At 70.2% G+C, this 22,665-nt stretch carries 23 protein-coding genes and 2 tRNA genes; 6 read left to right on the top strand and 19 right to left on the bottom strand.

Going from position 1 to position 22,665, the window contains the following annotated elements; translation table 11 throughout:
• Window positions 1–31 precede the first annotated feature (31 nt).
• From ABH941_RS24610 to ABH941_RS24580, 7 genes are all read right to left on the bottom strand, one after another.
• Window positions 32–577: a hypothetical protein gene (locus tag ABH941_RS24610; RefSeq protein WP_370131642.1), complete on the bottom strand. Its 546-nt coding sequence runs from the start codon at window positions 575–577 to the stop codon at window positions 32–34.
• A gap of 48 nt (window positions 578–625) precedes the next feature.
• The gene (locus ABH941_RS24605) at window positions 626–1,045 is read right to left on the bottom strand and encodes a hypothetical protein (protein WP_370131641.1); all 420 of its coding nucleotides are present in this window, start codon (window positions 1,043–1,045) and stop codon (window positions 626–628) included.
• 80 nt (window positions 1,046–1,125) lie between these two features.
• Complete coding sequence (locus ABH941_RS24600; RefSeq protein ID WP_370131640.1) at window positions 1,126–1,665, bottom strand: hypothetical protein; 540 nt, start codon at window positions 1,663–1,665, stop codon at window positions 1,126–1,128.
• Between the two features lie 2 nt (window positions 1,666–1,667).
• Complete coding sequence (locus ABH941_RS24595) at window positions 1,668–2,096, bottom strand: helix-turn-helix domain-containing protein (RefSeq protein WP_370131639.1); 429 nt, start codon at window positions 2,094–2,096, stop codon at window positions 1,668–1,670.
• A complete protein-coding gene (locus tag ABH941_RS24590; RefSeq protein ID WP_370131638.1) occupies window positions 2,096–2,446 on the bottom strand; it encodes a hypothetical protein in 351 nt (116 codons plus the stop codon). The genes ABH941_RS24595 and ABH941_RS24590 overlap by 1 nt, the downstream gene beginning before the upstream one ends.
• Complete coding sequence (locus tag ABH941_RS24585; RefSeq protein ID WP_370131637.1) at window positions 2,443–3,186, bottom strand: hypothetical protein; 744 nt, start codon at window positions 3,184–3,186, stop codon at window positions 2,443–2,445. Before ABH941_RS24585 ends, ABH941_RS24590 begins: the two co-directional genes overlap by 4 nt.
• 299 nt (window positions 3,187–3,485) lie before the next feature.
• Window positions 3,486–3,704, bottom strand: coding sequence for a hypothetical protein (locus ABH941_RS24580; protein ID WP_370131636.1), 219 nt, complete (start codon window positions 3,702–3,704; stop codon window positions 3,486–3,488).
• Between the two features lie 216 nt (window positions 3,705–3,920).
• Between ABH941_RS24580 and ABH941_RS24575 the strand changes: the two genes are divergently transcribed.
• Complete coding sequence (locus tag ABH941_RS24575; protein WP_370131635.1) at window positions 3,921–4,835, top strand: hypothetical protein; 915 nt, start codon at window positions 3,921–3,923, stop codon at window positions 4,833–4,835.
• Window positions 4,836–4,913: 78 nt separating this feature from the next.
• On the opposite strand, the gene ABH941_RS24570 is transcribed toward ABH941_RS24575, so the two are convergent.
• From ABH941_RS24570 to ABH941_RS24540, 7 genes are all read right to left on the bottom strand, one after another.
• The gene (locus tag ABH941_RS24570) at window positions 4,914–5,291 is read right to left on the bottom strand and encodes a hypothetical protein (protein ID WP_370131634.1); all 378 of its coding nucleotides are present in this window, start codon (window positions 5,289–5,291) and stop codon (window positions 4,914–4,916) included.
• A gap of 78 nt (window positions 5,292–5,369) precedes the next feature.
• Window positions 5,370–6,038 carry a hypothetical protein gene (locus tag ABH941_RS24565; RefSeq protein WP_370131633.1) on the bottom strand — a complete coding sequence of 223 codons (669 nt, stop codon included), beginning with the start codon at window positions 6,036–6,038 and terminating at the stop codon, window positions 5,370–5,372.
• Window positions 6,039–6,050: 12 nt separating this feature from the next.
• On the bottom strand, window positions 6,051–8,684 hold the full coding sequence (locus ABH941_RS24560) for a hypothetical protein (protein ID WP_370131632.1): 2,634 nt from the start codon (window positions 8,682–8,684) through the stop codon (window positions 6,051–6,053).
• A 388-nt stretch (window positions 8,685–9,072) separates the two neighbouring features.
• Window positions 9,073–9,324 (bottom strand): hypothetical protein, encoded by a 252-nt coding sequence (locus tag ABH941_RS24555; protein ID WP_370131631.1) that lies wholly within the window; start codon window positions 9,322–9,324, stop codon window positions 9,073–9,075.
• Window positions 9,324–9,614 (bottom strand): hypothetical protein, encoded by a 291-nt coding sequence (locus ABH941_RS24550; protein ID WP_370131630.1) that lies wholly within the window; start codon window positions 9,612–9,614, stop codon window positions 9,324–9,326. Before ABH941_RS24550 ends, ABH941_RS24555 begins: the two co-directional genes overlap by 1 nt.
• Window positions 9,611–9,940, bottom strand: a complete 330-nt coding sequence (locus ABH941_RS24545; protein ID WP_370131629.1) for a hypothetical protein — start codon at window positions 9,938–9,940, stop codon at window positions 9,611–9,613. Before ABH941_RS24545 ends, ABH941_RS24550 begins: the two co-directional genes overlap by 4 nt.
• 310 nt (window positions 9,941–10,250) lie before the next feature.
• Window positions 10,251–10,496 (bottom strand): hypothetical protein, encoded by a 246-nt coding sequence (locus ABH941_RS24540; protein WP_370131628.1) that lies wholly within the window; start codon window positions 10,494–10,496, stop codon window positions 10,251–10,253.
• A 136-nt stretch (window positions 10,497–10,632) separates the two neighbouring features.
• Between ABH941_RS24540 and ABH941_RS24535 the strand changes: the two genes are divergently transcribed.
• Together ABH941_RS24535 and ABH941_RS24530 are read left to right on the top strand one after the other, a co-directional pair.
• Complete coding sequence (locus ABH941_RS24535; RefSeq protein WP_370131627.1) at window positions 10,633–11,337, top strand: hypothetical protein; 705 nt, start codon at window positions 10,633–10,635, stop codon at window positions 11,335–11,337.
• A 12-nt stretch (window positions 11,338–11,349) separates the two neighbouring features.
• Window positions 11,350–12,549, top strand: a complete 1,200-nt coding sequence (locus ABH941_RS24530) for a tyrosine-type recombinase/integrase (protein WP_370131626.1) — start codon at window positions 11,350–11,352, stop codon at window positions 12,547–12,549.
• Between the two features lie 120 nt (window positions 12,550–12,669).
• Here ABH941_RS24530 and ABH941_RS24525 read toward each other — a convergent pair.
• Window positions 12,670–12,742: transfer RNA gene (locus ABH941_RS24525), tRNA-Arg, on the bottom strand.
• On the opposite strand from ABH941_RS24525, the gene ABH941_RS24520 reads away from it, so the two are divergent.
• Window positions 12,735–13,406: a flavoprotein gene (locus ABH941_RS24520; RefSeq protein WP_370131625.1), complete on the top strand. Its 672-nt coding sequence runs from the start codon at window positions 12,735–12,737 to the stop codon at window positions 13,404–13,406. The two genes, ABH941_RS24525 and ABH941_RS24520, sit on opposite strands and share 8 nt — an antisense overlap.
• Before the next feature lie 66 nt (window positions 13,407–13,472).
• Here ABH941_RS24520 and ABH941_RS24515 read toward each other — a convergent pair.
• Window positions 13,473–13,563, bottom strand: a tRNA-Ser gene (locus ABH941_RS24515).
• A 227-nt stretch (window positions 13,564–13,790) separates the two neighbouring features.
• Here ABH941_RS24515 and ABH941_RS24510 point away from each other — a divergent pair.
• Complete coding sequence (locus ABH941_RS24510; RefSeq protein ID WP_370131624.1) at window positions 13,791–17,144, top strand: PAS domain-containing protein; 3,354 nt, start codon at window positions 13,791–13,793, stop codon at window positions 17,142–17,144.
• Between the two features lie 21 nt (window positions 17,145–17,165).
• Here ABH941_RS24510 and ABH941_RS24505 read toward each other — a convergent pair whose 3' ends face one another.
• Window positions 17,166–18,833 carry a long-chain fatty acid--CoA ligase gene (locus tag ABH941_RS24505; protein ID WP_370131623.1) on the bottom strand — a complete coding sequence of 556 codons (1,668 nt, stop codon included), beginning with the start codon at window positions 18,831–18,833 and terminating at the stop codon, window positions 17,166–17,168.
• Between the two features lie 101 nt (window positions 18,834–18,934).
• Entirely contained in the window at window positions 18,935–19,951 is a 1,017-nt protein-coding gene (locus ABH941_RS24500) for a DUF1906 domain-containing protein (RefSeq protein ID WP_370131622.1), read from the bottom strand.
• Window positions 19,952–20,087: 136 nt separating this feature from the next.
• Here ABH941_RS24500 and ABH941_RS24495 point away from each other — a divergent pair, with 136 nt between their 5' ends.
• Window positions 20,088–21,098 carry a DMT family transporter gene (locus ABH941_RS24495; protein ID WP_370131621.1) on the top strand — a complete coding sequence of 337 codons (1,011 nt, stop codon included), beginning with the start codon at window positions 20,088–20,090 and terminating at the stop codon, window positions 21,096–21,098.
• A gap of 38 nt (window positions 21,099–21,136) precedes the next feature.
• Here the strand turns inward: ABH941_RS24495 and ABH941_RS24490 are convergent, their stop codons facing one another.
• Complete coding sequence (locus ABH941_RS24490) at window positions 21,137–22,141, bottom strand: GNAT family N-acetyltransferase (RefSeq protein WP_370131620.1); 1,005 nt, start codon at window positions 22,139–22,141, stop codon at window positions 21,137–21,139.
• Between the last annotated feature and the right edge of the window lie 524 nt (window positions 22,142–22,665).

Genomic DNA, 22,665 nt, shown 5'->3' with positions numbered 1-22,665 from the left:
CGGCGGAGGGGTCTGGATCAGCGCTCAGCGGTCACCGGGCGGGGCGCAGGGCCCGGGTGAGCTCGGCCAGGCTGGCGATGGTGGCGGCTCGGCCGCGGCGCGAGGAGAGCAGTAGCCGGGATAGGAGCTGGTCTTTCTCCGGCGCGCGGCGCAACGCCTGGACGACGCCCTCCAGGACCGGCGGCATCACGCCGATGTCCTCGCCCAGGGAGCGGGCCATCAGCGCCAGGCCGCGGCCGCGGGCGTCCAACTCCTCGGCTTGGTCGGTGAAGGCGATGACCTCGTCCGCCAGGGCGGCGAGCCGGTCCAGGTAGGCGTTCAGCTGGGTCGTGATGGTGTCGAAGCTGCGGTTGTAGGCGCCGGTGTCGCGGTTGAAGGCGGCGGTGTCGGCGTGCAGCTGCTCCTTGGCCTTCTCCCTGGCGGGGTCGGTGGTGGCGGCGTGGACGACGCCGGCGGCGAGGTACGCGGCCGTCTCGGCGCGATCGACGCCCTGGGACTCGGCGTAGGCGGCGAGCTGGGCGGAGGCCTCGCCGATGCGGTCGGCCAAGGCTGCGAACTCGGGAGTGGTGACGGTCATGGGGAAGCTCCTTGGGCTACAGCGCGGAAGCGGTGAGGACGGTCACGGTCACCGGATCGGGTTCTGAGCCTTGGCCATGTCCGCCAGGGCGGCGATGGTGTCCTCCCGGCTGCGGCGCGACGCCAGGATCAGGCGCATCACCGGGATGCATGCGGACGGATCCGCCTTCATCTGCTGCACCAGGTCCTCGACGACCAGAGGGGCGCTGAATGGCTCGCCGAAGCTGCGGGCGCGGGCGGCGATCTCCTGGCCGCGCAGCTCCAGGACGGCGGCCTCGTCGGTCACGACGGTGGTCTCGTCGGCCAGGGCCGCCACCCGGTCCACGATCGCGAACAGCTCGTCGCGGATCTCGGTGCTACGCCCCTTGTATGCGGCGGCGTCGGCGTTGAACTGGTCGGCATCCGCGTGGAACTGCTCGCGGCGGCCTTCGACCTCGGGGTCGACGGTGCTGGGGGTGGTGCTGGTCATGAGGAAGCTCCTGGTGGTGCAGCTGGCGGGAGTGGATGCGGACTGCGGCCCGGGGCGGCGAGGACCACGCCCGGCGCGCGTCAGCGGCGGGGGTGTTCGGCGTCGTAACGCCACTGATGGCCGATGGTCCAGGTGCCGCGGCCGGCCAGGGCCTCGCGGTACGCGCGGTCCTCGGCGGCCTGCTTGGCCTGCTTCGCGGCTGCGGCCTTGGTGATGTCGGCCTGCAGCGTCTTGACGGCCTCGGCCTTACACAGGTCCTCGGCCGTGGGCCGGTAGCGGACCCTGTGGGTGGCCGGCGGGTTGGCCTTGCGCACCTGCTGCGCCTGCTCCAGGCAGGTGGCCCTGTGGGGCACCGAGGCCGCGGCGTCGGCTTTCGACACCCAGACCTGGGCCTGCTGCTCGGTCTCGTCGCGGGGGTCGGCCGTGCAGATGTTCTTCGCCAGCTGCCAGAAGCCGCGGGCCAGGTCTGCCGGGGCGGAGTCGGCCTTGCGGTGGTAGTCCATCGCGTCGTCGAGGCGGTCCAGGACCTCGTCCTGGTCGATCCGCGCGAGGATGCTCGGCGGGATCAGGTCGCAGCGGTGCCCGTACTTCTCACGCATGTCCTGCGTGATCTCGCCCATGGTCAGCCCGCCTTCTGGTGCTCGTTCCTGTCGGCCAGCCATGCCGCCAGCGATCCGCTCTCCAGCTGCCACGCGCCTCTGCTGCCCGACTGCGCTGCGCGAACAGCGCCTCTGCGGGCGAGCCTTCGCACATAGGACTCGCTGACTTTGGCGAACCGCGCAGCCTCGTGCACGCTGAGCCGTTCCGTCACGGCAGACACTCCCGTCACGGAACCGGAACTGTCGCGCACGGTTCCGGAACCGGCCTCGACCAGCACGGTTGTGCGGAACTCGGCGGCGGCCTGGTGGATCGGCGCGACGATCTCCACCAGGTCTCGCGGCGCCACACCGTCACGCAGCTGCAGATCGCGGAGCAGCCGGACGAGGTGGGCGTCCAGACGGGCGCAGTCCGCCGCCGACAGGTGCACGCCGGAAGGAAGATGGCGGGCCATCACGTACCTGCCTGCGCCACCCGCAGGGCGGCCTCCCGCAGCAGCTGGTCCCCGTCGGGCAGATCCCCCAGGTGCAGCGCCGCTATGGCCGCCATCAGCCCGGCCACGTCCGTCAGGTCAGTGTCCAGCAGCAGCGGCATGACCTGGTCGTCCTGGTGGTGCAGAAACGCGGCCACCAGGGCGATGGCGGTCTGCTCCGCCGTCGCCCCGCCCAGGTCCCTGGACGGCCGCGAGGGGCCCGCTGTGGCCTCGGTGAGGTCGAGCAGGGCACAGCGGCTGCCGACGCCGGCAGCGACCGCCAGGCGGGCTGAGAGCGGCCGGCCGCAGCGGCGGCACAATGCATCGCTCACCTGCTGCTCCGGACCCCGGCGGCGAGCTCCTGCGACGCGCGGGCGACAGCGTCGTGGATCGACAACACGTCAGCACCGGCCTGGGCACGCAGGTCCATCGCGCGCTGAGTCAGCTCGGTCAGCGGCGTGCTCGGCTTCGGCTTCGGCCTCGGGGTGCGCGGCTTGGGCATGGTCCGGTACGCCGCGCGCGCCAATGCCGCCAGCGACCGCTCGTCCAGGGGCAGGCGCCGGCGCTCCGCACACAACCGCAGACGCTCCAGGATCCGCGCCTCCACCGGCGGCACGACCCGCCGCGGCCGCTTCGGCATCACCCCGTCAAGGGCTTCGAGCTTGCGCCGGGCCTGAAGTTCGAGGGACTGGCGATGGATGCACTCCCGGCATCGCCGCGACCCGTCCATGTCGATGCGGGTGTTGGCCGGCGTGTACTCGTGGCCCCACTTGCATCGGGGACCGCCGGCCGCGTACCCGTTGGCGGCGCGGTGGCAGGGCAGGCACAGCGTGCGGTAGTGGGCTATGTCGGTGCTGTACCGGCGCTGGCGCTCGCCGACGACCCGCAGGTTCTCCTTCGGGGCGTCGGCGCGAAGGGCGACTTCGAGCTGCTTGGTCGTGCCGCACTCGGCGCAGGCGCGGGCCATGACTTTCCGCGCCTGCTTGTGGATCCGGCTGTACTCGGTGGTGGTTCCGGGCGTCAGGTCCGGGTGGGGCTCGGTGCCCTTCGGGGCCGGGTGCGTGTCGTTCACTGGTGGGTCCGATCTGGCGGGGCGCGGGGGCTCTTGACGGCGGGCGGGGTTTTGGCCGTGCAGGCGGCAGGTCAAGTTCGGGGGTCGTGATCGTTTCGGTTGACGGCCTGTCCCCCTGACGGCCGGCCCGACGGCCGGTCGGGCTTTGCTACTTCGCGGTATGCGGCGTTTCATTGGGGCGGCATTAGGCCGTCTCCTGCCGCCGGACCCACTGGCGGTGAACGGTTCCATCGCCGTACGCACGCGGGCGAGGCTGAGGCGTTGCCGGGTGCGTGGTTGGCGCGTTGTTGGTTGGCGGGTCATGCCGCTCGGGGCGCACTGGCGGGGACGTGCGCCTTGCTCGGCACCCATGTCAGCTCGCACGTCTTCTCCGAGCACTGGAGGATCTCCCTGCGCTTGCCGTCGATGGTGGCGACCCCGACGGGCCGGGCCTTCCTGATGCTGCGGCAGGCAGGGCAGAGGACCTGGACGCCGGGCGGCCGGGAGGTGCGGGACACCCTCACGAGGTGCGTTGCCAAGGTGGTCTCCTTTGGGGTGGTGCCGACCGTGGACGGCTCCGGGCGGGTCCGGGACGGGCTGTGTAGGGGGCGCAATGGGCGCGCTGATGGGGCTTCCGGCTGGCGCGCACGCCTGCGGGTGCAGCAGGTAGGGCCGCGCGACCTCTCCCGCTGCCGTCTCCGGAGTGCATCCCTGGAGGTAGGCATTGCAGCGACGAGTCGGGGATGGTGACGGTCATGGAAGGGATCGAGAACAAGGGAGGCCGGGCAACCGAGCACACGTCCAAGGAGCAGATCAGCCGCCCGGTAAGACGAGGTCAGACTCTGTACGACAGGGTGTTCGGGGGAGTGTCGAAAGTGCAGGACAGCCCGAAGAACATCTTCGTGGTGAGCCCACGTCGTGTGGTGGAGCTGCCGCCGGACTGCGTGGCCTTGAAGCAGGTGCTCGTCGAGGCCAGGGAGATACCAGTCCAGAATCTGATCCCTCACGGCCCCGTTCGAAAGCTCGTCACTGAGGGCATCGAAGAGATCCACGCGTACGCCGAGTTGAAGGGGCGGCTCGGCAAGGAAACGCCGGAGATCCCCGAAGCTTTCATGCTGGAGACGTTGGAGCGCGTCCTGGCGACGGAGGAGGGGCTCGAACCGCTGGAGAGCATCCCGATCAAGTTGCAGCGGGCCGTCGGCCGCGAGATCAAAGACATCGCCGACCGTGCGCACCTGAGCCCGCGGAATGCCTACGTTGCAGAGGATGTCGCCCTGTCGCTGCGCTTCCCTGACCGGCCCCGGAGCGAGGTGAAACGGACGCCAGCCGAGGACACGGCATGGGCGCAAGACGTCAACGAGCACGTCGCGCCGTACCTGAAGGAAGTGGCGATGGGGCGTCCGGTCCGTGTGGATGACACTCCGGGCTGGGACCTGATGGCCTCCCTCGTAACCATGGGGCTCGTTGGCGCTGGGGAGGCTGGTATCGCTGCGACTGCCACAGTTCTGGACGCGTCCGAGGCGACCAGTTGGGCGGGCAAGGTACTCGACCCGGCCGGGGCGATCTATGAGGAGTTCAAGGAGTTCGGCAAGAAGATCGCGCACAAGAGGCTGGACGAGAAGGCGACAGCGGCCGACCGGTGCCTGCAGCATTGGCACCCTGAGACGTGAGCGGCTCACGACAGCCTCCCTTCTGGTAGTTGAGCCGGCCCGGCCGGTGGAGGTCCGGCCGGGTGGGTGGCGGAGTGGTCAGTTCTGGCGGGTGACGATGACAGTGCCGTCGGGTGCGATGAGTGCGGCGAGCCGGTTGACCTCGTCGCGCTCGGCATCGGTCAGGAGCGGCGCGACGTCGCCCATGGTCGCGCCCTCGGGGAGCGTGGCGAAGTAGGGGCGGGTGATCTCCGCGATGCGCTCGGCGGCGCCGCCCTGCTCCTTGAGGTGGTCGGCGGCGCGCTGGTGGAAGTCGCGGACGGCTTCGAGTTCGGCCCAGGTGGAGTTCATGACGGCGTCGATGTCGTCCTGGGTGGCGGGGCTGCCATCCTGGCGGGTCCAGGTGGCGGTTCCGCCGGTGAGGTTGAGGCCGGCGATGCGGGCGACGACGTCGGGGCGGATGGCGGGCTGGGTCACGGTGGTGCTCTCCTTCGGCAGGGGTGGATGATCGGCGCAGGGGCGGGCCAACTTCGGGATGGCCCGCCCCGAGTGGTGTCAGCCGGTGCGGACGGTGGTCATCTCGGTGCCGATGACGAACCGGGTCATGCTGGTCTTGGCCGCCTCGATCTCGTCCGGGCTGAACTCCAGGGCGATCAGGAGGGGTTCGCAGGAGATGCGCATGCGGGCGTAGGCGTGGCGGGCGACTTCGAGGCTGTCGGCGCGCTCGTCGACCCACTTGGTGTCGGCGGTGTCGCGGTATCGGGCGAGGGCGGTCTCGAAGACGTTGAGGTCGGTGGTGAAGGCGTAGGCGTGGTGCTCGGCGCAGCTGGTGCAGGCGTACACGTCCAGGTCGGTCCAGTCGCCGTTGATGCGGCTGGTGAAGCCGACGGCGAGGGTGGCGGGCTTGCTGTGGCAGATGTGGCAGAGCAATTCGGGGCTCGGGGTGATCGTGGTGAAGTCGAGCGGGCTCATGGCCTTCCCGGCGTTTTCGGTTCGGGGGTCGAGCGCCTTGTCGACGGCGTCTGCGGCGAGGTTCAGCGAGGTGGCGATCTCGCGGGCCTCGGTGGTGTTGAAGGTCCAGGAGGTGCTGTCGTCCTGGGGGTTCTCGATGGTCACGCCGGTCTGGGGGCCGCGCCAGGCTCGGATGTGCAGGGGCTGGCCGTGCTGGTCGGTGTAGGTGTGCCTGTCGACGGTGTCGCTGTCGCGGGTGGTGGTGTCGGTCATGGTGATCTCCTGTCAGCAGGTGGGGTGAGTGGTCTGATCGGGGTCGAGTTTGAACATCGGCTCACCGCAGACCTGGCAGGTGTCAGAGAGTGGGTGCATTTCAGCGGTCCCAGCGTCCCCAGCGTCCCCCCGCTGGTATTCGTCCAGCTCAGAGGCGGTGTCGTTGGGGGACGCTGAGAAGAGGTCAGCGTCCCCCTGGGGCTGTGTAGCGTCCCCCGCCCGTCCGAGGGGGGACGCTGACGCGCCAGTGGTAGCGTCCCCCCTGTTTGCACTGGTCAGGGGCTCATTAGGGCCACCGGGGGACGCTGGGACCGCTGTTTCGTACCTTCTCTCTGCCGTGGTAGAGAGGATGTACAGGCGCTGCTTCTTCGGCTTGGGTCCGCGCTTGCTGTCGTCGACCTCGATGCCGATGGTCCGCAGCGCGGGGGCCAGGCGCTTGAGCTGGCCGCCTGCCCTGGTGGGGTCCTTGGGCCACTTCTTCGGGAGCCGGTCCGGCGTAGGCACCCGCTCCAGCAACTCGGAGGCGGTGACTGTGATCCCGTCGATCCCGGCCTTGTCCACCAGGGCGACAACGGCCTGCGCGAAAGGCTCTCCGTCCAGCACATCCGCGATCGCGTCGCGGGCGGTGGCCTTGTACGTCTCCAAGGTCTTCCAGTCCTTGACCTGGTCGACGGCCGCCAGAATGCGGGCGAAGTCGGCCATGCGCGGCCGTTCGGTGAGGTGGACGTCCGGAAGCACCTTCAAGACCTGGGACAGCAGGTCGAACAGCGACGCCAGGATTGAGGCGTGCGCCTCGGCGTAGGCGGCGTCCATCTCGCCCTCTTCGCGCCGACTGCTGTCCGGGATCAGCAGCAACTCGATGGTCAAGAGCCGCTCGGCGAGGTCTCCAGCAAGAGCGCCGGCGTCGATGGTGGTCATGGCCAAGACCCGGCGGAACTCCAGCACGACAACGTCGTCGTCGGTGTACAGGGCCCGGTCGACGATGCCGTCACCAGTGACTGCCCGGCAGAGTGCATCGGAGAGCCAGTCCGGGATCGTCGAGATGTTGTCCAGGCACAGCGCCCAGGAGTTGAATGCCTGCGTGGCCCAGGACTTGATGTCCCTCGGCGCCGTGCGTTTCGGCGCGCCGGACGGGTCGATGATGCCGATGACCATCTTGGCGGCGTACGACTTGCCGGTGCCCTGTTCGCCGCGGAACGTCAGGATCGGGTGCGGCAGTTCGGGGATGAAGCAGGCGACCAGCCAGGCCACCAGCAGCCGGAAACCTTCCTCGCTGGTGTTGAGCAGTCCCTGGAGCTTGGGCAGGCCGTCGCCGTCCCGCACGGGTTCCGGCAGTGGCTTCATCGCCCCGGAGCGGCGGAACAGCACCGGCGAGCGTGGTGCACGGCGCCACCCGTCTGGGCCGACGATGACGCACCGGCCGTCGGCAGTGCCCAGGTCGACGACGATGTCCTCGTGATGCCGGGCGACGCGCAGGTGTGGGACCCGCGGGTCCGCGGCCGAGGCGACGCCTTCCAGCACGGTCATGGCATCGGCCAGGCCCGACTGGGAGGGCACGGAGCCGCCGTGCTCGTCGGTGAACAAGCGGGCGAGCTGGGACCGCAGCCCGGCCTTTCCGCGCAACGGGAGCGCGATGTTCGCGCCGTCCTGCTTCACGGCGTAAGGGCGGCCGTCCTCGGACATGAACAGCTCGTACCGGGCGCGGGCGAGCGCGGCAAGCTGCGACGCCTGCGAGGGGCCGCGCTTGGACTCACGCTCACCGCCCTCGTCCTGGGGATCGGTGGTGCCGGTGCCGGCCGGTTCCTTCGGGGCCGGCGGGGCATCGGCGAGCGACTTCCGCAGGTCGTCGCCCTCGACGGGGACGAGGTCATCGAGGGTGAATCCGGCGGCGAGGTGGTCGACGATGTCCGCGCCCTTGCTCTGGACCCGGCCGCGCACGATCTCGGTGTCGATACCCTTGGCGCCCAGCGCGGCGGCCACCTGCTGGGCGTGCCTGATACCAGGGTCGTCGTTGTCCGCGATGATGACGACCCTGCTGGCACCCTCGAACCACTGCGCCATGTCGGGGCGCCAGTCGCCACACGCCCCCGCCGTCGTCGCGACCTCCCCGAGGGCTTCAAGGGCTTCGACACACGGCTCGCCCTCGACCCAGAAGATGCGCGACACCTTGCGCTCGATCGCCTTGACCAGAAGGTGTAGACGCCACGGAACACGCTGCGGCGCACCGGGACCCTCGAACACCCTCTGGTACTGACGGGGCTTGCCCGGGTGGTCGCGGTAGAAGAAGCAGTCCTTGTTGCGACGACCGTCCTTGCTGGGCTCCCACCGCTCCTTCCCATACCGGACGCCGCCGCGCACATCCGTGTAGTCGTCGTCACGGACCTTGCGGCGAGGCGACGCCGGGGCTGTTGCGCGGGGTGCGCTGAGGGCGTTTCGGGGCAAGCCTGCACCGTCGAGGATCTCCTCTGTGGTGCAGCCGTTGGAGCGGCAGACGACGACGGTCTCGGCGCCCTTGGTGCCAGGGTCGATGTCGAGGGACGGCGTGGTGTCGTCGTGGCCGGTGCATTGAGCCGTGTAGCCGTTGCGGCGGGCCTTGACCTCCTGGCCGATGCCCCGAAGGTGTGCGGCGACCTCATCGGGAGTCACACGCTCACCGCCTTGTCCCTGCTGCGGAACTGCACGGTGTAGTGGGCTCCGCAGGGTGCGGTCTTGGCTCCGAGGCCGGTGTGCCGGTGCCAGCCGCGGCACTCGGGGCAGCGCACAGCCGTCTCAGCACGACCACGAGTTATGACTTTCACGGGCCGAACCAACGGCTCCGCGCGGGTGGCGCTGTCGAGCCCGTCCCCGGTGGGGAAGAGTTCTTCCTGGTGGCCGCCACCCTCGCGGCGACCGGTGTTCGTACTCAAGGAATCTCCTGGATCTGAAGTGCGTGAGGGGGGTCCAGCCGGCGGCGGCGAGGGCGTGTCCACCACCGGCCGGGGTCTTGCTGGTGCGAGCTCCCCCTGAGCAGGCGCCGCGTCAACCGCCGGGACGGTCAGCCATCGGCGGCGCCTTGATGCGCTTCACTGCGGCGGCTGTAGTTGATGCCCGCTTCGATCGCGCGGACCATGGCCGGGCGCTGCTCACCGACGAGCAGCTGCTCGTACACCCCAACCCGGTCGGTTGCCTTCGCGGCGAGCATCAGCGCCTCGATGTCGGCAACCGTGATGTCGCTGTTGAGCTGCAGGACGTCCTCGACGAGGTCGAGGAACCGCCGGTCGGCGGCGCTCGGCGCGATGGCCGTCATCAGTGGCCTCCCAGCGCGTCGAGCTGGTCGGCGAGGCCGGCCAACTGGTCGGCGAAGGAGTGCAGCTGGACGACAGCGGCGCGAGCCCCGGCAGCGTCCATCTCGAACAGGCCCTGGCCGGTGACGAACTCCATCAGGATCTCGTCGGAGGCCGCGAAGCCCTCGATCGCGGACCAGCGCTGGATGGTGGCGCGCATCAGGTCCGTGTGGGTGCTCGACGTGAGGCGGACCTCGACCCGCGGGCCCTCGGTCATGTCGTCGATGGCGTTGTCCGGCGCGGTGGTGGTCACAGCTCGACCTCCATGACCTCGTCGGGCGTGCCGTACCGGGCCTGGATGATGAGGTCGACCATGTCGCGGCCGATGCGGCTGGCGTCGTAGTAGCCCATCAGGACCGGCGTGTCGTCCGGGGAGGCGGCGACCCAGAAGCAGCTGAGGACGCTGCCCTTCTTCGGCCTGGTGGAGCGAATGAGGCCGCAGCTGAACGGCTGCTTCAGGTCGGCGACCAGGGTGCTGGCGCGGCGGTCGTGCTCGGTGGGGTTGGTGTGCAGCTCGTCGCCGCCGAAGTGCGGCGGCATGTCGACGGTGGTGCCGTCGAGGGTGGGAACTGGCATCATGGCCAGTAGCTCCTTCCATTCCGTGCGCCCTGCCCTGGTAGACCGGGACGCGTTTTTGGTCGGCGACCATGGCCTCGGGTTGTCCCCCGAGGCCTTCGCCATTGGTGGAGTTAGAGGCTCTCCAGAAGCTGGACAAGTGATGCAGTGATCACACGGTGTCGAGCCCCGAAGGACAGCACCCGAACCGGTGCTTCACCACGCCTGACCAGGTCGTACAAGTGAGACTTCGAGATCCCGATGGCGGTAGCCGCCTTGGGTACATCGACCGTTGCCGGCCAGCCACGCACTTCGGCGAGCGTCGGCGGCTTCATCAGGCAGCCTCGGCTCGGTCTTGGATGCCCAGGTATTCGAGTAGGTCGGCCCGTCGGCACCGGTAGGCGTTGGCTAGGCGAATGACCGGGATCGGATACTCGCCGCGCTTTGCCATGGCGTAGCCCAGGGTTCGCCCGAGCCCGATTGCCCGATTCGCGAACTCCAGGGGAATCGACACGGGAAGTGCGATGACCTCGGCTTCAGACATGCCGCGAACATCCAAAGCTCGCTGCTGGTGGTTCATGAAGGCACACTCCAAGACCAAGATTCTGTTCCGCAGAAGTCAATTTGATCTTTTCTTTGCGCTTCTGCGGCTACGGCCATCATGGACGCGGCGGCATGGGCTGTCAAGGTCGAACTGGCACTGGTACTGTTCCGCTGTGGAACAAGACGCGGACTGGAATCAGAGGATCGCCAAGCGGGTCGGCCAGGAAGTTGCCCGTGCAAGAGAACGACTTGGAGAGGAGGAAGGCCGGCGCGTCAGCGCCCAAGCTCTTGCTGATCGCTGCGCTGAGCTCGGGCACCCTCTCGATCGATCGGTCATTGCGAAGCTAGAGAAGGGCATCCGGCAGACCGTCACGGTCGCCGATCTCCTAGTCCTAGCCAAGGCCTTGGATATGGCCCCGCTAGCCCTGATCTTTCCCGTGGGCTACGAGTTGGAGACCGAGGTGCTTCCCGGCCGCGTCGAGCATCCCGTCACCGCTCTCCGATGGGCTTCCGGGGAGGGATTGCTTCCTGCACAGCCCGATCAGGAGGAAGTCGGCCAACGCGAGGCTGCCCGTTGGGGCAGCAGTGCCCTCTATCGCATCCGCCAGCTGCTGAAGTGCGAAGCCATGATCCGGTACAACGCGATGCGGGCGCACAACTACTGGCTGGAGAGTGGAAGGGCCGAAACTCCAGAGGCCACTAAGGCCTACGAGCAGGCGGCGAAGGATGTCGACAGCACAGTCAGCGGTCAGCGAAGTCTGCTCGAACGCTGGAGCGCCGAGACCGAGGCAGAGGGCTACAAGGCCTCCCTTCCGCCTATCTACGGCGAGATCCCGGAGACATTCGCGCCGCGGGCGGGTGGTCCGTTCGTGGCGTAAGAGGAGAGGGCTATGTCTGACCCGATCAAGAAGATCACCTTGAAGGACGGCACCACCAGATACAGGTTCGTCGTGGACATCGGCTTGGACGCCAACGGGAAACGCAAGCAGCTGACCGTCACGAAGGACACCAAGAAGGAAGCCACTGCCGAACTGTCGCGCATCCGGCACCAGCGGTCCGTCGGCTCGTTCGTCGCGCCGAACAAGGTCACCGTCGACGAGCTGCTCGACACCTGGCTTAAGACCGCCACGCGGGATGTCGAGGAGGGAACCGAGAGCAACTACGACAACGCCATCCGGCCGGTGCGCCGCCACATGGGCCACCGACGGATCCAGGAGCTGACCGAGGACGACATCGAGGCCCTCATCGACTGGATGGTGACTGAGGGCCGGGTCCGCGGCGGCAAGGCCGGGACAGGCCTGGGCATCCGGTCGGTGCGGCTGGCCGTCGGCCGATTCCGGGCAGCACTCCATCTCGCAGTACGCCGCCAGCTGGTGGTGCGCAACGTCGCCGAGCACGTCACGGTGTCGCGGGACGCCAAGAAGAAGGCGACCAACGGCAAGGTCAAGGAGCAGCCGTGGGACGAGGCCGAGGTGAAGGCCTTTCTAGACGCCATCAAGGGCCACCGCCTGTACGCGGCCATGATGCTGGCGCTGATCGCCGAGCGACCGGCCGAGGTGTGCGGGGCCCGGTGGGCTGAGGACGTCGACCTGGACGTCACCGACACCATCGCGATCGGCAACACCCGCACGCTGGTGTACGACCGCACTAGGGAGAAGGGCGAGCGGCTCAAGGTCGTCGAGAAGGATCCGAAGAGTGAGAGCGGCCGACGGGTGCTTCCGCTGCCGGTCCCTGTGAGCAAGGCGCTGCGCTCGTTCCACGCGCTGCAGGCCGCAGAGAAGTTGGCCGCGGGCGACGGGTACGAGAACAGCGGCTACGTTCTGGTGGACGAGCTCGGCCGGCCCTTCAAGACCGACAAGCTGCGCCGAGAGACGCACAAACTGATGGAGCTGGCCGGGGTTCGCAAGGTGCGGCTGTACGACGCGCGCCACGCGTGCTTGTCGTGGATGGCGAACAATGGGGTGCCGGACACGGTCGTCTCAGCCTGGGCGGGTCACAGTGACCTGTCGTTCACCAAGCGGACCTACGTCCATCCCGAGGCGAAGAGCTTGAAGGCCGGTGCGGAGAAGCTGAACGAGCTGCTCGGCTGACGCATGATCAAAAACCGTATGTGAGAAATTGTGAGATGACGGCCCCTGAGAACGATCAAAGGCCCCGCTCCACCGAAGTGAAACGGAGCCCTGACCTGGGCCTGAAGCCCGTTGCGCTTGTGCGCTCAGCAGGATTCGAACCTGCAACCTCTTGATCCGTAGTCAAGTGCTCTATCCGTTGAGCTATGAGCGCCTTGCTCGGCCTCCGGGCGTTTTTGTTCGCCCCGCTGCCTTGCGAGAACTACAGTACACGAGCCCCGGCCTCGGGTGAAATCGAGTTACCGGGGGTCCTGACCTGGGCTCCGTCGCGGGTGGGGGTTGCGGGGGGCGGCGTGGCGCGGTGGAATCGGCGGATGAGCGGTGGGCGTGGTTCGCGGGTGCTGTACGTGATCGTTTGCGCTGGTGCGCCGGCGTCCGGGGTCGGGGAGCTGATCGGGGCGGCGATGGGTGAGGGGTGGGATGTCTGCGTGATCGCGACTCCGGCGGCGGTGGCGTTCCTGGATGTGGCGGCGATCGAGGCGCAGACCGGGTGGCCGGTGTTCAGCGAGTACCGGCGGCCGGGCGAGGCGAAGCGGCAGCCGCCGGCGGACGCGGTGGTGGTCGCTCCGGCGACGTACAACACCATCAACAAGTGGGCGGCCGGCATCGTCGACAACTACGCCCTGGGCTCGCTCGCGGAAGCCACCGGGCTCGGGCTGCCGGTGGCGGTGCTCACCTCTGTCAGCGACGCGCTCGCGGCGAACCGGGTCTTCGGGCGCAGCCTGAACGAGCTGCGGGACGCCGGGGTGCGGATCCGGCGCGGGGCGGAGGGCGAAGCATTCCCGTGGGCGCTGGCGCTCGAAGCGCTGCGAGGGTGAGATGTGGTGAGGATGCTGTGGAGAAGCAGAGAGGGCCCCTCGCCGGAGCGAGGGGCCCTCATCACGCGGAGGCTGAGGGATTTGAACCCTCGATGGGCTTGAAGGCCCAAACCGCATTAGCAGTGCGGCGCCATAGACCGGACTAGGCGAAGCCTCCCTGCGTGGGACGTAAAACGCCAGGTGGCGATCACGGCCGTCTGCATGGATGATGCCACAGCCACGCGGGCTGCGGCCAACCGGTAACCACGTTACTAGGCGGATCGCCGCAATCGCAAAAATGAGTGTGGGATAGTGCTTGCTGGTGAGCCTGGGGGGAGGTCAGCCGACGCAGCGGCGGACCGGGCCGGTGCGGCAGGGATGTTCAGCTAGGGAGGACGGCTCGTTGTGAGCAGCAGGCCGACCCGAGGCACTGCTCGCCTCGCAGCCATACTCGACGCGCTTCCGGATGCCCTGCTGCTGGTGAACAGCAACGGCACCGTGGTGGACGCGAATGCCGCAGCCGTGCGTGCGCTGCAGACGCCGGGGACCTCGCTGGTGGGCATGGGCGTGCTCGATCTGCTCCCGGAGTTCGACCCGAGCCGCATCCCCGGCTCCATGCGCCCGCGCGCCCGCGGTGAGGACGGTGCCGAGGACGACGACGGCACGCCGGTGCGGATGCCGGCACGGCGGACCGACGGGACGGTCTTCCCGGTCGAGGTGGCCGGCAACGAGTTCGAGGACGACGGCCTGCTGGGCGGCGGCCTGGGCGAGAACACCAGCAGGGACGGCTACGGCCCCTACGACTCCTACGGCGGTGTGTCCCGCTACGGCTACGGCGCGAGTGGCGGCAGTGGCCGGCCGGCCGACCGGCAGCTGCTGCTGATCGTGGTGCGGGACCTGTCGGGCCGGATGGAGGTCGAGGCCGAGCTGCGGCGCCAGCACAAGCAGACCGAGATGATCCTGCGCGCCGCCGCCGAGGGCGTGCTCGGCGTGGACATCGACGGCCGGGTGGTGCTGGTCAATCCGGCCGCCGCGCACATCCTCGGCTACCGGGCCAGCGAGCTCGGCGGCGAGGAGCTGCTGCCGCTGGTGCAGCACTCCAAGGCGGACGGCACCCCGCTGCCCGCCGAGGAGTCGCCGCTCGCGGACACCCTCGCCTCGGGCCGCAAGCACCGGGTGCGGACGGCGGTGCTGTGGCGCAAGGACGGCCGCCCGGTGAACGTGGAGCTGTCCACGGCCCCGGTACGGGACGGGGAGCAGCTGGTCGGCGCGGTGATGACGTTCACCGACCGCAGCGCCTACCTGGCCCTGGCCGCGCGGCACGAGCACCTCACCGCCGTCCTGCAGGAGGAGCTGAAGGACCCGCTGACACGGCTTCAGACCACCCTGGAGAAGCTGGCCGCGGACCCGGCCGGCCAGTTGTGGCCGGAGGCCAACTGGGTGCTGCGGCGGCTGGCCGCCGACATCTCGCGTACCTCGCGGCTGGTCGACGGGGTGCTGTCGTACCAGCGCTTCGACGCGGCGCTGGACGCCGGACGGGAGAGTCTGGACCGCCGTCCGGTGGGCCTGGACCAGGTGGTCCGGCGTGCGGTCGCGGCGGCGACGGAGCTGGTCGGCGAGGACCGGGTGCGGTTCGCGGTGCACCCGTCCGAGGTCGAGGTGATCGCCGACCAGGAGCGGCTGGCACAGGCCCTGGGACATCTGATCGCCGATGTGGCCTCGGCCGCGGACAGCCCCCCGGAGAGTTCCTCGGGGAGCGGCGCCGGTCTGTACGGGATGGCCGTCGGTGTGGCCTCCGGGCTGACCGGGACGCCGACGCAGGGTCCGACCGTGGTGATAGCGGCCGCGCAGCGCGGCTCGGTGGCGCGGATCGAGGTGCGCGGGCCCAGCTCGGGCGGCAGTCCGGTCCATCTGCCGATAGCTCGGGGCATGGTGGAGCGGCACGGCGGCGTGCTCCAGTCCCACGAACTTCCGGGCAAGCAGGGCCGCACCTATGTGGTGGAGCTTCCGCTGGACCCGGCGACCGCGCAGGAGGCGGCCGAGCGTGCCGCCGCCGCGGCGCGGACGGCGGACCGGGCGAAGGAGAACGACACCGCGATGCTGCCGGAGCTCCCCGGCATGGGCGGACCCCTGGACGGTTCTGCGGCGGGACCCGCGGCGGGTGTCGGCGCAGCACTGCCGGCCGCGCGGCGCAGTGACGAGAGCCTGCCCGGGCGGCCATCGGAGAACGGCACGGGCGGTACGGGGAGCACGGGTGGTGGCACCGCGGGCGGCTCCGGCACCCGGTCGGAGACTCCGGCCGAGGGGATAGACCGCTCGCGACGGCGCAGAGCCCTGCCCGCGCCCGAGGTCGTCCGCCCGCCGCGCGCGGTGACGGAGGCTCAGCAGGCCCAACGGGCCCAGCAGGTCGAACAGGCCGAACGGGAGCAGCGCGAGCAGCGCGAGCAGCAGCAACGACTGGCCCAGGCCCAGGCTCAAGATCAGTCGCAGGGCCTGGGGACCAACGGGTTCCCCGGGCTGATCGGCGGACCCGTCTACCCCGGCCTTGAGCATGCCCTTCCGCCCGCCGGGAGCAGACTCGACACCCCGGCTCCGGCCGCCGTCGCCGAACTTTCCGCGTCCAACGGCGGCCGTCGGAGACGCCTGGCCATGCCTCCGGGGGCGGACGAAGGCCGCGCCAATCAGAACGGCGCAAACCAGAACGCTCCGGTCGCCGCGCCGCTGGAGCTCGCACCGGTGCCGGTGCCCTCGCAGGCCCCGGCGCCGGCCCAGCAGCAGCCGCAGGCATCCTCCGGCCCGGCCGCGCTGCAGCCGGTTCCCGCCGCGGCGCCGTTCGGCGGCCGGTTCGGCCCGGACGGCGGTGGCAGCAACGGCAGCGGCGCCGCCCTGGCTCCGGCGCCGAACTCGCGCGCGCTCGAAGCCGCTCCCGCCCACACCGGCGAGCAGGGCGGACACGAGCAGGGAGCGGACGAGCCCGCCGGTACCGAGAGCCGGCTGGAGTTCATCGCCGGGGCCGACTACCCGACCATGGTCGCCCCGGCGGCGGACGGACGTCCGCGCCGCCTGCTGGTGTGGCCGGAGCCCGACCCCTCGACCCGTCAGGCGCTGCAGGACCGGGGCTACCGTCCCGTCATCGTCCGTACCCGTGAGGAGGTCGAGGGACAGGTCGCCGGGTTCCCGGCCGCCCTGTTCGTGGACCCGCTGACCGGGCCGATCACCCGTACCGCGCTGCAGTCGCTGCGGTCCGCGGCCGGGGACGCCAATGTGCCGGTGCTGGTGACCGCCGGGCTTGGTCAGGCGACCCGGGAGGCGGCGTACGGCGCCGACCCCGCCGTGCTGCTGCGCGCCCTGGCGCCGCGCGACAGCGAGCGGCATGCGCCCCGGGTGCTGCTCGTCGAGCAGGACCCGGACATCGCGGCGGCGTTCACCGCGACGCTGGAACGGCGCGGCATGCATGTCGTGCACGCGCTGAGCGAGAACGACGCGGTGGAGAAGGCCGGCAGCGTCCAGCCGAACCTGGTGGTCATGGATCTGATGCTGATCCGCCGCCGCCGGGTCGGCATCGTGGACTGGCTGCGCGGCAGCAACCAGCTGCAGCGCACCCCGCTGGTCGTCTACACCTCGGTGGACGGGCCCGCGGAGAGCTCCGGTCTGCGCTCCGGCGAGACGGTGCTGTTCCTCGCGGAGCGCTCGACCAGTGCCGAGGTGCAGGCCCGGATAGTGGACCTGCTGGGGAAGATCGGCAGCCTCGGGCCGTAGCCGGACCGGGCCAGGTGGTGGCTACTCGCCCTTGCGCAGGGTGGTCACGTCCAGCGCGCCCTCCGCGTAGGACTTCCGGATCACCTTCTTGTCGAACTTGCCGACCGAGGTCTTGGGCACCGACTCGACGATCGACCAGCGCTCCGGCAGCTGCCAGTGCGCGACCCGTTCGGCGAGGAAGGCGCGCAGCTCGGCGAGGCCGACCTCGCTCCCGGACCGCAATACCACCGTGGCCAGCGGCCGCTCGCCCCACTTCTCGTCGGGTACGGCGACCACGGCGGCCTCCAGCACGTCCGGGTGCGCCATCAGCTGGTTCTCCAGCTCGACGGAGGAGATCCACTCGCCGCCGGACTTGATCACGTCCTTCGCCCGGTCGGTGAGGGTGAGGAAGCCGTCGGGGCTGATGGTGCCGACGTCGCCGGTACGCAGCCAGCCGTCCTCGCTGAACTTCTCGCCGGTCTCCGCCTGCTTGCCATCGCCGCCGTAGTACGCGGCGGCGATCCACGGGCCGCGCACTTCGAGCTCGCCGGCCGACTCGCCGTCGTGCGGCAGGGCCGTGCCGTCCGGGCCGATCAGGCGCGGCTCGACCGAGGCGGGGAAACGGCCCTGGGCGAGCCGGTAGCGCCAGGTCTCCTCGGGGCCGAGCCCGGCCGGCGGGTGGGAGACGCTGCCGAGCGGGGAGGTCTCGGTCATGCCCCAGGCATGGATGACATTGATGCCGTAGCGCTCCTCGAAGGCCTTCATCAGCGCGGGCGGGCAGGCGGAGCCGCCGATGACGACCCGGCTGAGGGTGCTGGTGTCGTACGTTCCGGGGTGGGCGTCCAGCTCGTCCAGCAGGCCGGTCCAGATGGTGGGGACGGCGGCGCTGAAGGTGGGGCGCTCGGCGGTGATCATCGCGGCGAGCGGCTGCGGCTGCAGGAAGCGGTCGGGCATCAGCAGAGAGGTCCCCGCCATGAAGGCGGCGTACGGGATGCCCCAGGCGTTGACGTGGAACATCGGGACGACCGGCAGCACCTTGTCGGCGCTGGTCAGACCGAAGCTCTCGGACGAGAGCACCTGCATGGAGTGCAGGTACATGGAGCGGTGCGAGTAGGCGACGCCCTTGGGGTCCCCGGTGGTGCCGGAGGTGTAGCAGAGCGCGCCGGCGGTGCGTTCGTCCAGCTCGGCGGGGTGGGGGAAGACCGTCGAACGGTCCGCGATCAGCTCCTCGTAGCGGTGCACTCCGCCGGTGAAGCCGTCCAGCGGCGCCAGGTCGCCCTCACCGACGACCACGATTTGACGCAGCGTCGGGTTCAGCTGCGGCAGCAGCGGGGCGAGCAGCGGCAGCACGCTGCAGTTGGCGATGACGGTGTGGTCGGCGGCGTGGTTGATGATGAAGGCCAGCTGCTGCGGGGGCAACCGCAGGTTGAGGGTGTGCAGCACGGCGCCCATGGAGGGGACGGCGAGGTACGCCTCCTGGTGCTCGGTGTTGTTCCACATCAGGGTGGCCACCCGCTGGTCGCCGGTGACTCCCAGCTCGTCGCGCAGGGCGTTGGCGAGCTGCGCGGCGCGGGCGCCGATCTCGGCGAAGCTGCTGGCGACGGCCTTCTCGCCGTCCCAGGTGGCCACGGTGGAACGGCCGTGGAAGGTCGCCCCGTGGGCGAGGATGCGGCCGATGGTGAGCGGGACGTCCTGCATCGTGCTGAGCACCTGGGTCCTCCTTGACCGTGCGCACTGCCTACCACTCAGTAGGTGCGTATGACTGGTGATTGTGTCGCTCACCAGCCGCTTTGTCAGCACGGAGAGCACGGTCAGCGCACCACGGCGACCGGTCCGTCCACGGCGTCGCGGTCGATGTGGATCCGGACGCCGCCGTGGCACTCACTGGTGTTGCCGACGAACTGGTGCACCCGCTGGTGGGACCCCCACTGGCCGGAGCCCAGCGCGCCGTAGCCGCTGGTGTCGTTCCGGCCGTCCCAGCGGGCGTACCAGACGATGTCGGGCAGCTCGGGCACACGGCGTCGGCCCACGGCCCAGGAGAGGTCGGCGACGCCGCTGTCGGAGCTGCTGTAGAAGCCGGACAGATAGCCGGCCGCGCGAACCGCGTGGGACCAGGCGGCGGTGTACTGAAGCACCGTCAGGGTGCAGCTGTCGCTGCCGCGCGCGTAGGACTCCATGTCCAGGTAGAGCGGGCTGCCGGGACGGATGGCCAGGGCCCTGGCACGGTTCACCGCGTCCCGGCCCTCGGCGGTGCCCTGGCCCGCGGCGTTGCCCGGGTTCATGGTGGCGGAGCTGCCGCTGTTGAGGCAGGGGGCCTGCAGGCCGACGTAGAGCGGCAGCAGACTCCACCCCATGGACGTCGCCGACCGGGTCCAGTCCGCGCTGAGCTGCGGCTGGGCGCAGGCGCGGTTCCGGCCGCCGATGTAGACGCCGAGGGCGCCGTAGGGGGAGCTGCGCTTCCAGGTGCGGAGAGCGCCGAGGCCGGGGGCGACACAGGTGTCGAAGGCCTGGCCCCGGAACACCCTCCGGTTCCGGACGGCGTCGGGGGCGGAGGCGAGGGCGGCGTCCGGGGCAGCGAGGCGTGCCGCCATGACGGCGTCGTCGCTCAGCGAGGCGAGGTCCGGTGCGGCGAGGTCCTGTGCGGTGAGGTCCGGCATCGCGACGGCCTCCAGGTCGGAGAGCTGGATCGGTGCCAGCGACTGGATCTGTGCGTCCAGGCCGCGCTGCTGCAGACCGGCGTCCTGGGTGCCCGGGTCCGCCACGGCACCGGTGCAGACGGATGCCAGACAGCCGAGGGAGAGCATCGCGCTGAGGACTACGGAGGACACGGAAGCGGAGGCGGCATCAACTGCCGTTCGGAGAGTAGTCACACGCGATCGTGACCTGAATATCCGATATATCCCGATTAGCCACGCCACAGTAACGCGCTTGCCGCCCGAACGGACCTTACGTCAGACTGCTCCCATGTCCCTCTCTGCCGCCGCACCCACCCCGCCCGCCGTACCTCTCGAGGAGCACGGCGGCTGGACCCGAGCCACGGGGCGGCCGCCGGCGGCTGAGGGATCGTCACCACCTGGTGGCGGCAGCACCCCGAACCCGCAGCGGCGCCTGGACTCGATCCCGGCGCCGCTCTTCTGTCTCGCCGCCATGCTCACCGTGCAGACCGGCATCGCCTTCTCCACCCCGCTGTTCCGCACCCTCGGCGTCGCGGGCACGACCTCGCTCCGGATGACCACCGCCGCCCTGGTCCTGCTCCTCTGGACCCGGCCCCGGCTGCGCGGACGCTCCCGCCGGGCCCTGCTGTCGGCCGGGCTGCTGGGGCTCGCCTCGGCCGGGATGACCCTGCTGTTCGCCGACGCCGTGCACCGGCTGCCCATGGGAACGGCGGCGACCATCGAGTTCCTCGGACCGCTGGCCGTGGCCCTGCTCTTCTCCCGACGGCTGGGCCATGTGCTCTGGGCGGTACTGGCCGGAGCCGGGGTCGTCCTGCTCACCCTGGTCGGCGCCGCACACTCCACCTCGCTCGACCCGCACGGCCTGGCCAGCGCCTTCGGCGCGGCGGCCTGCCTGGCCGGCTACATCCTGCTCACCCAACGGGTCGGGCAGGCGTTCGACGGCTTCGACGGCCTGGCGCTGTCCCTCACTGTCGCCGCCCTCGCCCTGGCTCCCTTCGGGCTCCCCCAGGCCTGGCACGGCCTCACCCGCAGCACCGACCCCTGGCTGCTGCTCGCCGCCGCAGCGGGGGTAGCCATGCTGTTCCCGGTCATCCCCTACCTGCTGGAGATGGTCGCGCTACGGCGGCTTCCGGAACGGGTCTTCAGCGTCATAGCCAGCCTGGAACCGGCCGTCAGCGCGCTCGTCGGGCTCGTGGTCCTGGGCCAGGTCCTCGGCGGGGCCCAGCTGCTGGGCATCGCCTGCGTGATCGGAGCCAGCGCGGGTGCGACCGTGACCGGCCGCCGGGGCGCAGGCGACTGACCCTGGCGGGCGACGACCCGGCGGCCAACGGCACGCGCTCAGGCCGCTGGGATGACCGGCTTGATCTGCACGACCCAGACCTGCTCGGAACGGAACCCGATGCGCTCGTACAGACCGACGGCACCGGTGGGCGAGTCGGCGTCCACACCGAGCGAGGCGGTGTCGTACCCCTCCGCCCGCGCCCGCGACAGCACCCGGGTGAGCAGAGCCGAGGCCAGCCCCCGCTTGCGGGCGACACGCAGGGTGCCGACCAGCCCGATGTGGAGCTCCCGCTTGCCGGTTGCCTCCCGGTACGCCTCGAACTCCTCCGAGAGCACCAGCGCGAGCGGCTCCTCCCCCTCGTAGGCGACGACGGTGAAGTCCGGCCGGAACGCGGAACCGCGGGTGACCTGCGCCCAGAGCTCGGGGCTGCTCTCGGTCGTACCCCAGTGATCGCGGAAGGACTCGTTGCGGATCCGCAGGGCGTCCTCGGAACGCTCCGGCGTGAACGTCCGTACGGTCACCCCGTCCGCGAGCGGCGCTTCGGGCAGCTCATGGCTCAGGTCGATGCGCATGGTGTTGAACCAACGGCGCGGCTCGTAGCCCTGATCCGCGAACAGCTGCGCCGAGGCGGCATGGCCGCCGATCAGCCCGGCGCAGAGGCTCAGCGGAGCCCCCGGAAACCGCTCCTCGTGAAGCGGCACGCTCGCCTCGGCCGCCCACGTGAGCAGGCGCGTCCCGAGCCCGAACCCCCGGTGCTCCGGGTGAATCCCGCCCTCCAGCAAGCACTCGTGCACCGGCTCGGCCGCGGTCCGCGCCCGCAGAAAGCAGTAAGCCACCATCTCCCCGCCCCGGGCACCCTCGGCACCCCTGGCGAACACGCCGAGGGAACCCCGCGGGAAGTCGATGTACGACGACTCGAACATCCTGCTGAAATGCTCACGACTGCAGTGGTCACCGGTGGCGTCCGCCTCGGCGATGACGTTGTGCAACCGAAGCCAGGCGTCCGTGTCCTCGATGGTGATGGGTCGCCAGGTATACCCGCGGTCGTCGTCGCTACTCACGAGCGACCATCCTCCGAGGCACGGGGCAGCCGGTCAACCGAATTCGCGCCGAGGGCAGCGGGGGCGCCTCACGCTTGCAACGGCAGCGTGTGGTGAGGCGCATTAGGCGCCGCCTCCCGGGCTCGCGCCGGGAAAGATGCGGCTTCCTCCCCAAGCACTTCGTGCAGGGGATACCCCATGCGCGACTGGGCCGGGGGCGGCCCGGGTCCGGCGCGGAGCGCTCACCGGGGGCGCGGGGCGGGGCGAGTGCGTCCCCCAATCGGGTTACCTGGGGGGAGTTACAACCACGCTGGGGGGCGTAGCACCCATATATGGGTGTAATTCACCCCAGCATGGTTGTAACTCCCCCCAGCACGGGCAATCCGGCCCGAGGAAAGGTTTCTGCAGGCCCGGCACCGGCGCGCCGCCCGGCAACGCACGCCCCGCCAACCGCCCCCGCTCCTCGTGGTTGCCGCGAGGCGAAGCCGAGCCACCCCAGCCCGGCACCGACCGGCGTGCCCCACGGAAGCGACGGACAGCCAGCG

This window comes from Streptacidiphilus sp. EB103A, from assembly GCF_041261405.1.
Lineage (GTDB): Bacteria > Actinomycetota > Actinomycetes > Streptomycetales > Streptomycetaceae > Streptacidiphilus.
Note: the sequence above shows the minus strand (reverse complement) of the source record. Positions and strands in the feature narration are given on the sequence as shown.

What these genes read in the sequence shown, in the direction of transcription:
- ABH941_RS24565 (WP_370131633.1), bottom strand. Translation starts at nt 6,038, where the DNA reads ATGACCGACACCACCACCCGCGACAGCGACACCGTCGACAGGCACACC.
- ABH941_RS24575 (WP_370131635.1), top strand. Translation starts at nt 3,921, where the DNA reads ATGGAAGGGATCGAGAACAAGGGAGGCCGGGCAACCGAGCACACGTCC.
- ABH941_RS24595 (WP_370131639.1), bottom strand. Translation starts at nt 2,096, where the DNA reads ATGGCCCGCCATCTTCCTTCCGGCGTGCACCTGTCGGCGGCGGACTGC.
- ABH941_RS24495 (WP_370131621.1), top strand. Translation starts at nt 20,088, where the DNA reads ATGTCCCTCTCTGCCGCCGCACCCACCCCGCCCGCCGTACCTCTCGAG.
- ABH941_RS24605 (WP_370131641.1), bottom strand. Translation starts at nt 1,045, where the DNA reads ATGACCAGCACCACCCCCAGCACCGTCGACCCCGAGGTCGAAGGCCGC.
- ABH941_RS24600 (WP_370131640.1), bottom strand. Translation starts at nt 1,665, where the DNA reads ATGGGCGAGATCACGCAGGACATGCGTGAGAAGTACGGGCACCGCTGC.
- ABH941_RS24555 (WP_370131631.1), bottom strand. Translation starts at nt 9,324, where the DNA reads ATGACGGCCATCGCGCCGAGCGCCGCCGACCGGCGGTTCCTCGACCTC.
- ABH941_RS24530 (WP_370131626.1), top strand. Translation starts at nt 11,350, where the DNA reads ATGTCTGACCCGATCAAGAAGATCACCTTGAAGGACGGCACCACCAGA.
- ABH941_RS24540 (WP_370131628.1), bottom strand. Translation starts at nt 10,496, where the DNA reads ATGAACCACCAGCAGCGAGCTTTGGATGTTCGCGGCATGTCTGAAGCC.
- ABH941_RS24610 (WP_370131642.1), bottom strand. Translation starts at nt 577, where the DNA reads ATGACCGTCACCACTCCCGAGTTCGCAGCCTTGGCCGACCGCATCGGC.
- ABH941_RS24520 (WP_370131625.1), top strand. Translation starts at nt 12,735, where the DNA reads ATGAGCGCCTTGCTCGGCCTCCGGGCGTTTTTGTTCGCCCCGCTGCCT.
- ABH941_RS24545 (WP_370131629.1), bottom strand. Translation starts at nt 9,940, where the DNA reads ATGATGCCAGTTCCCACCCTCGACGGCACCACCGTCGACATGCCGCCG.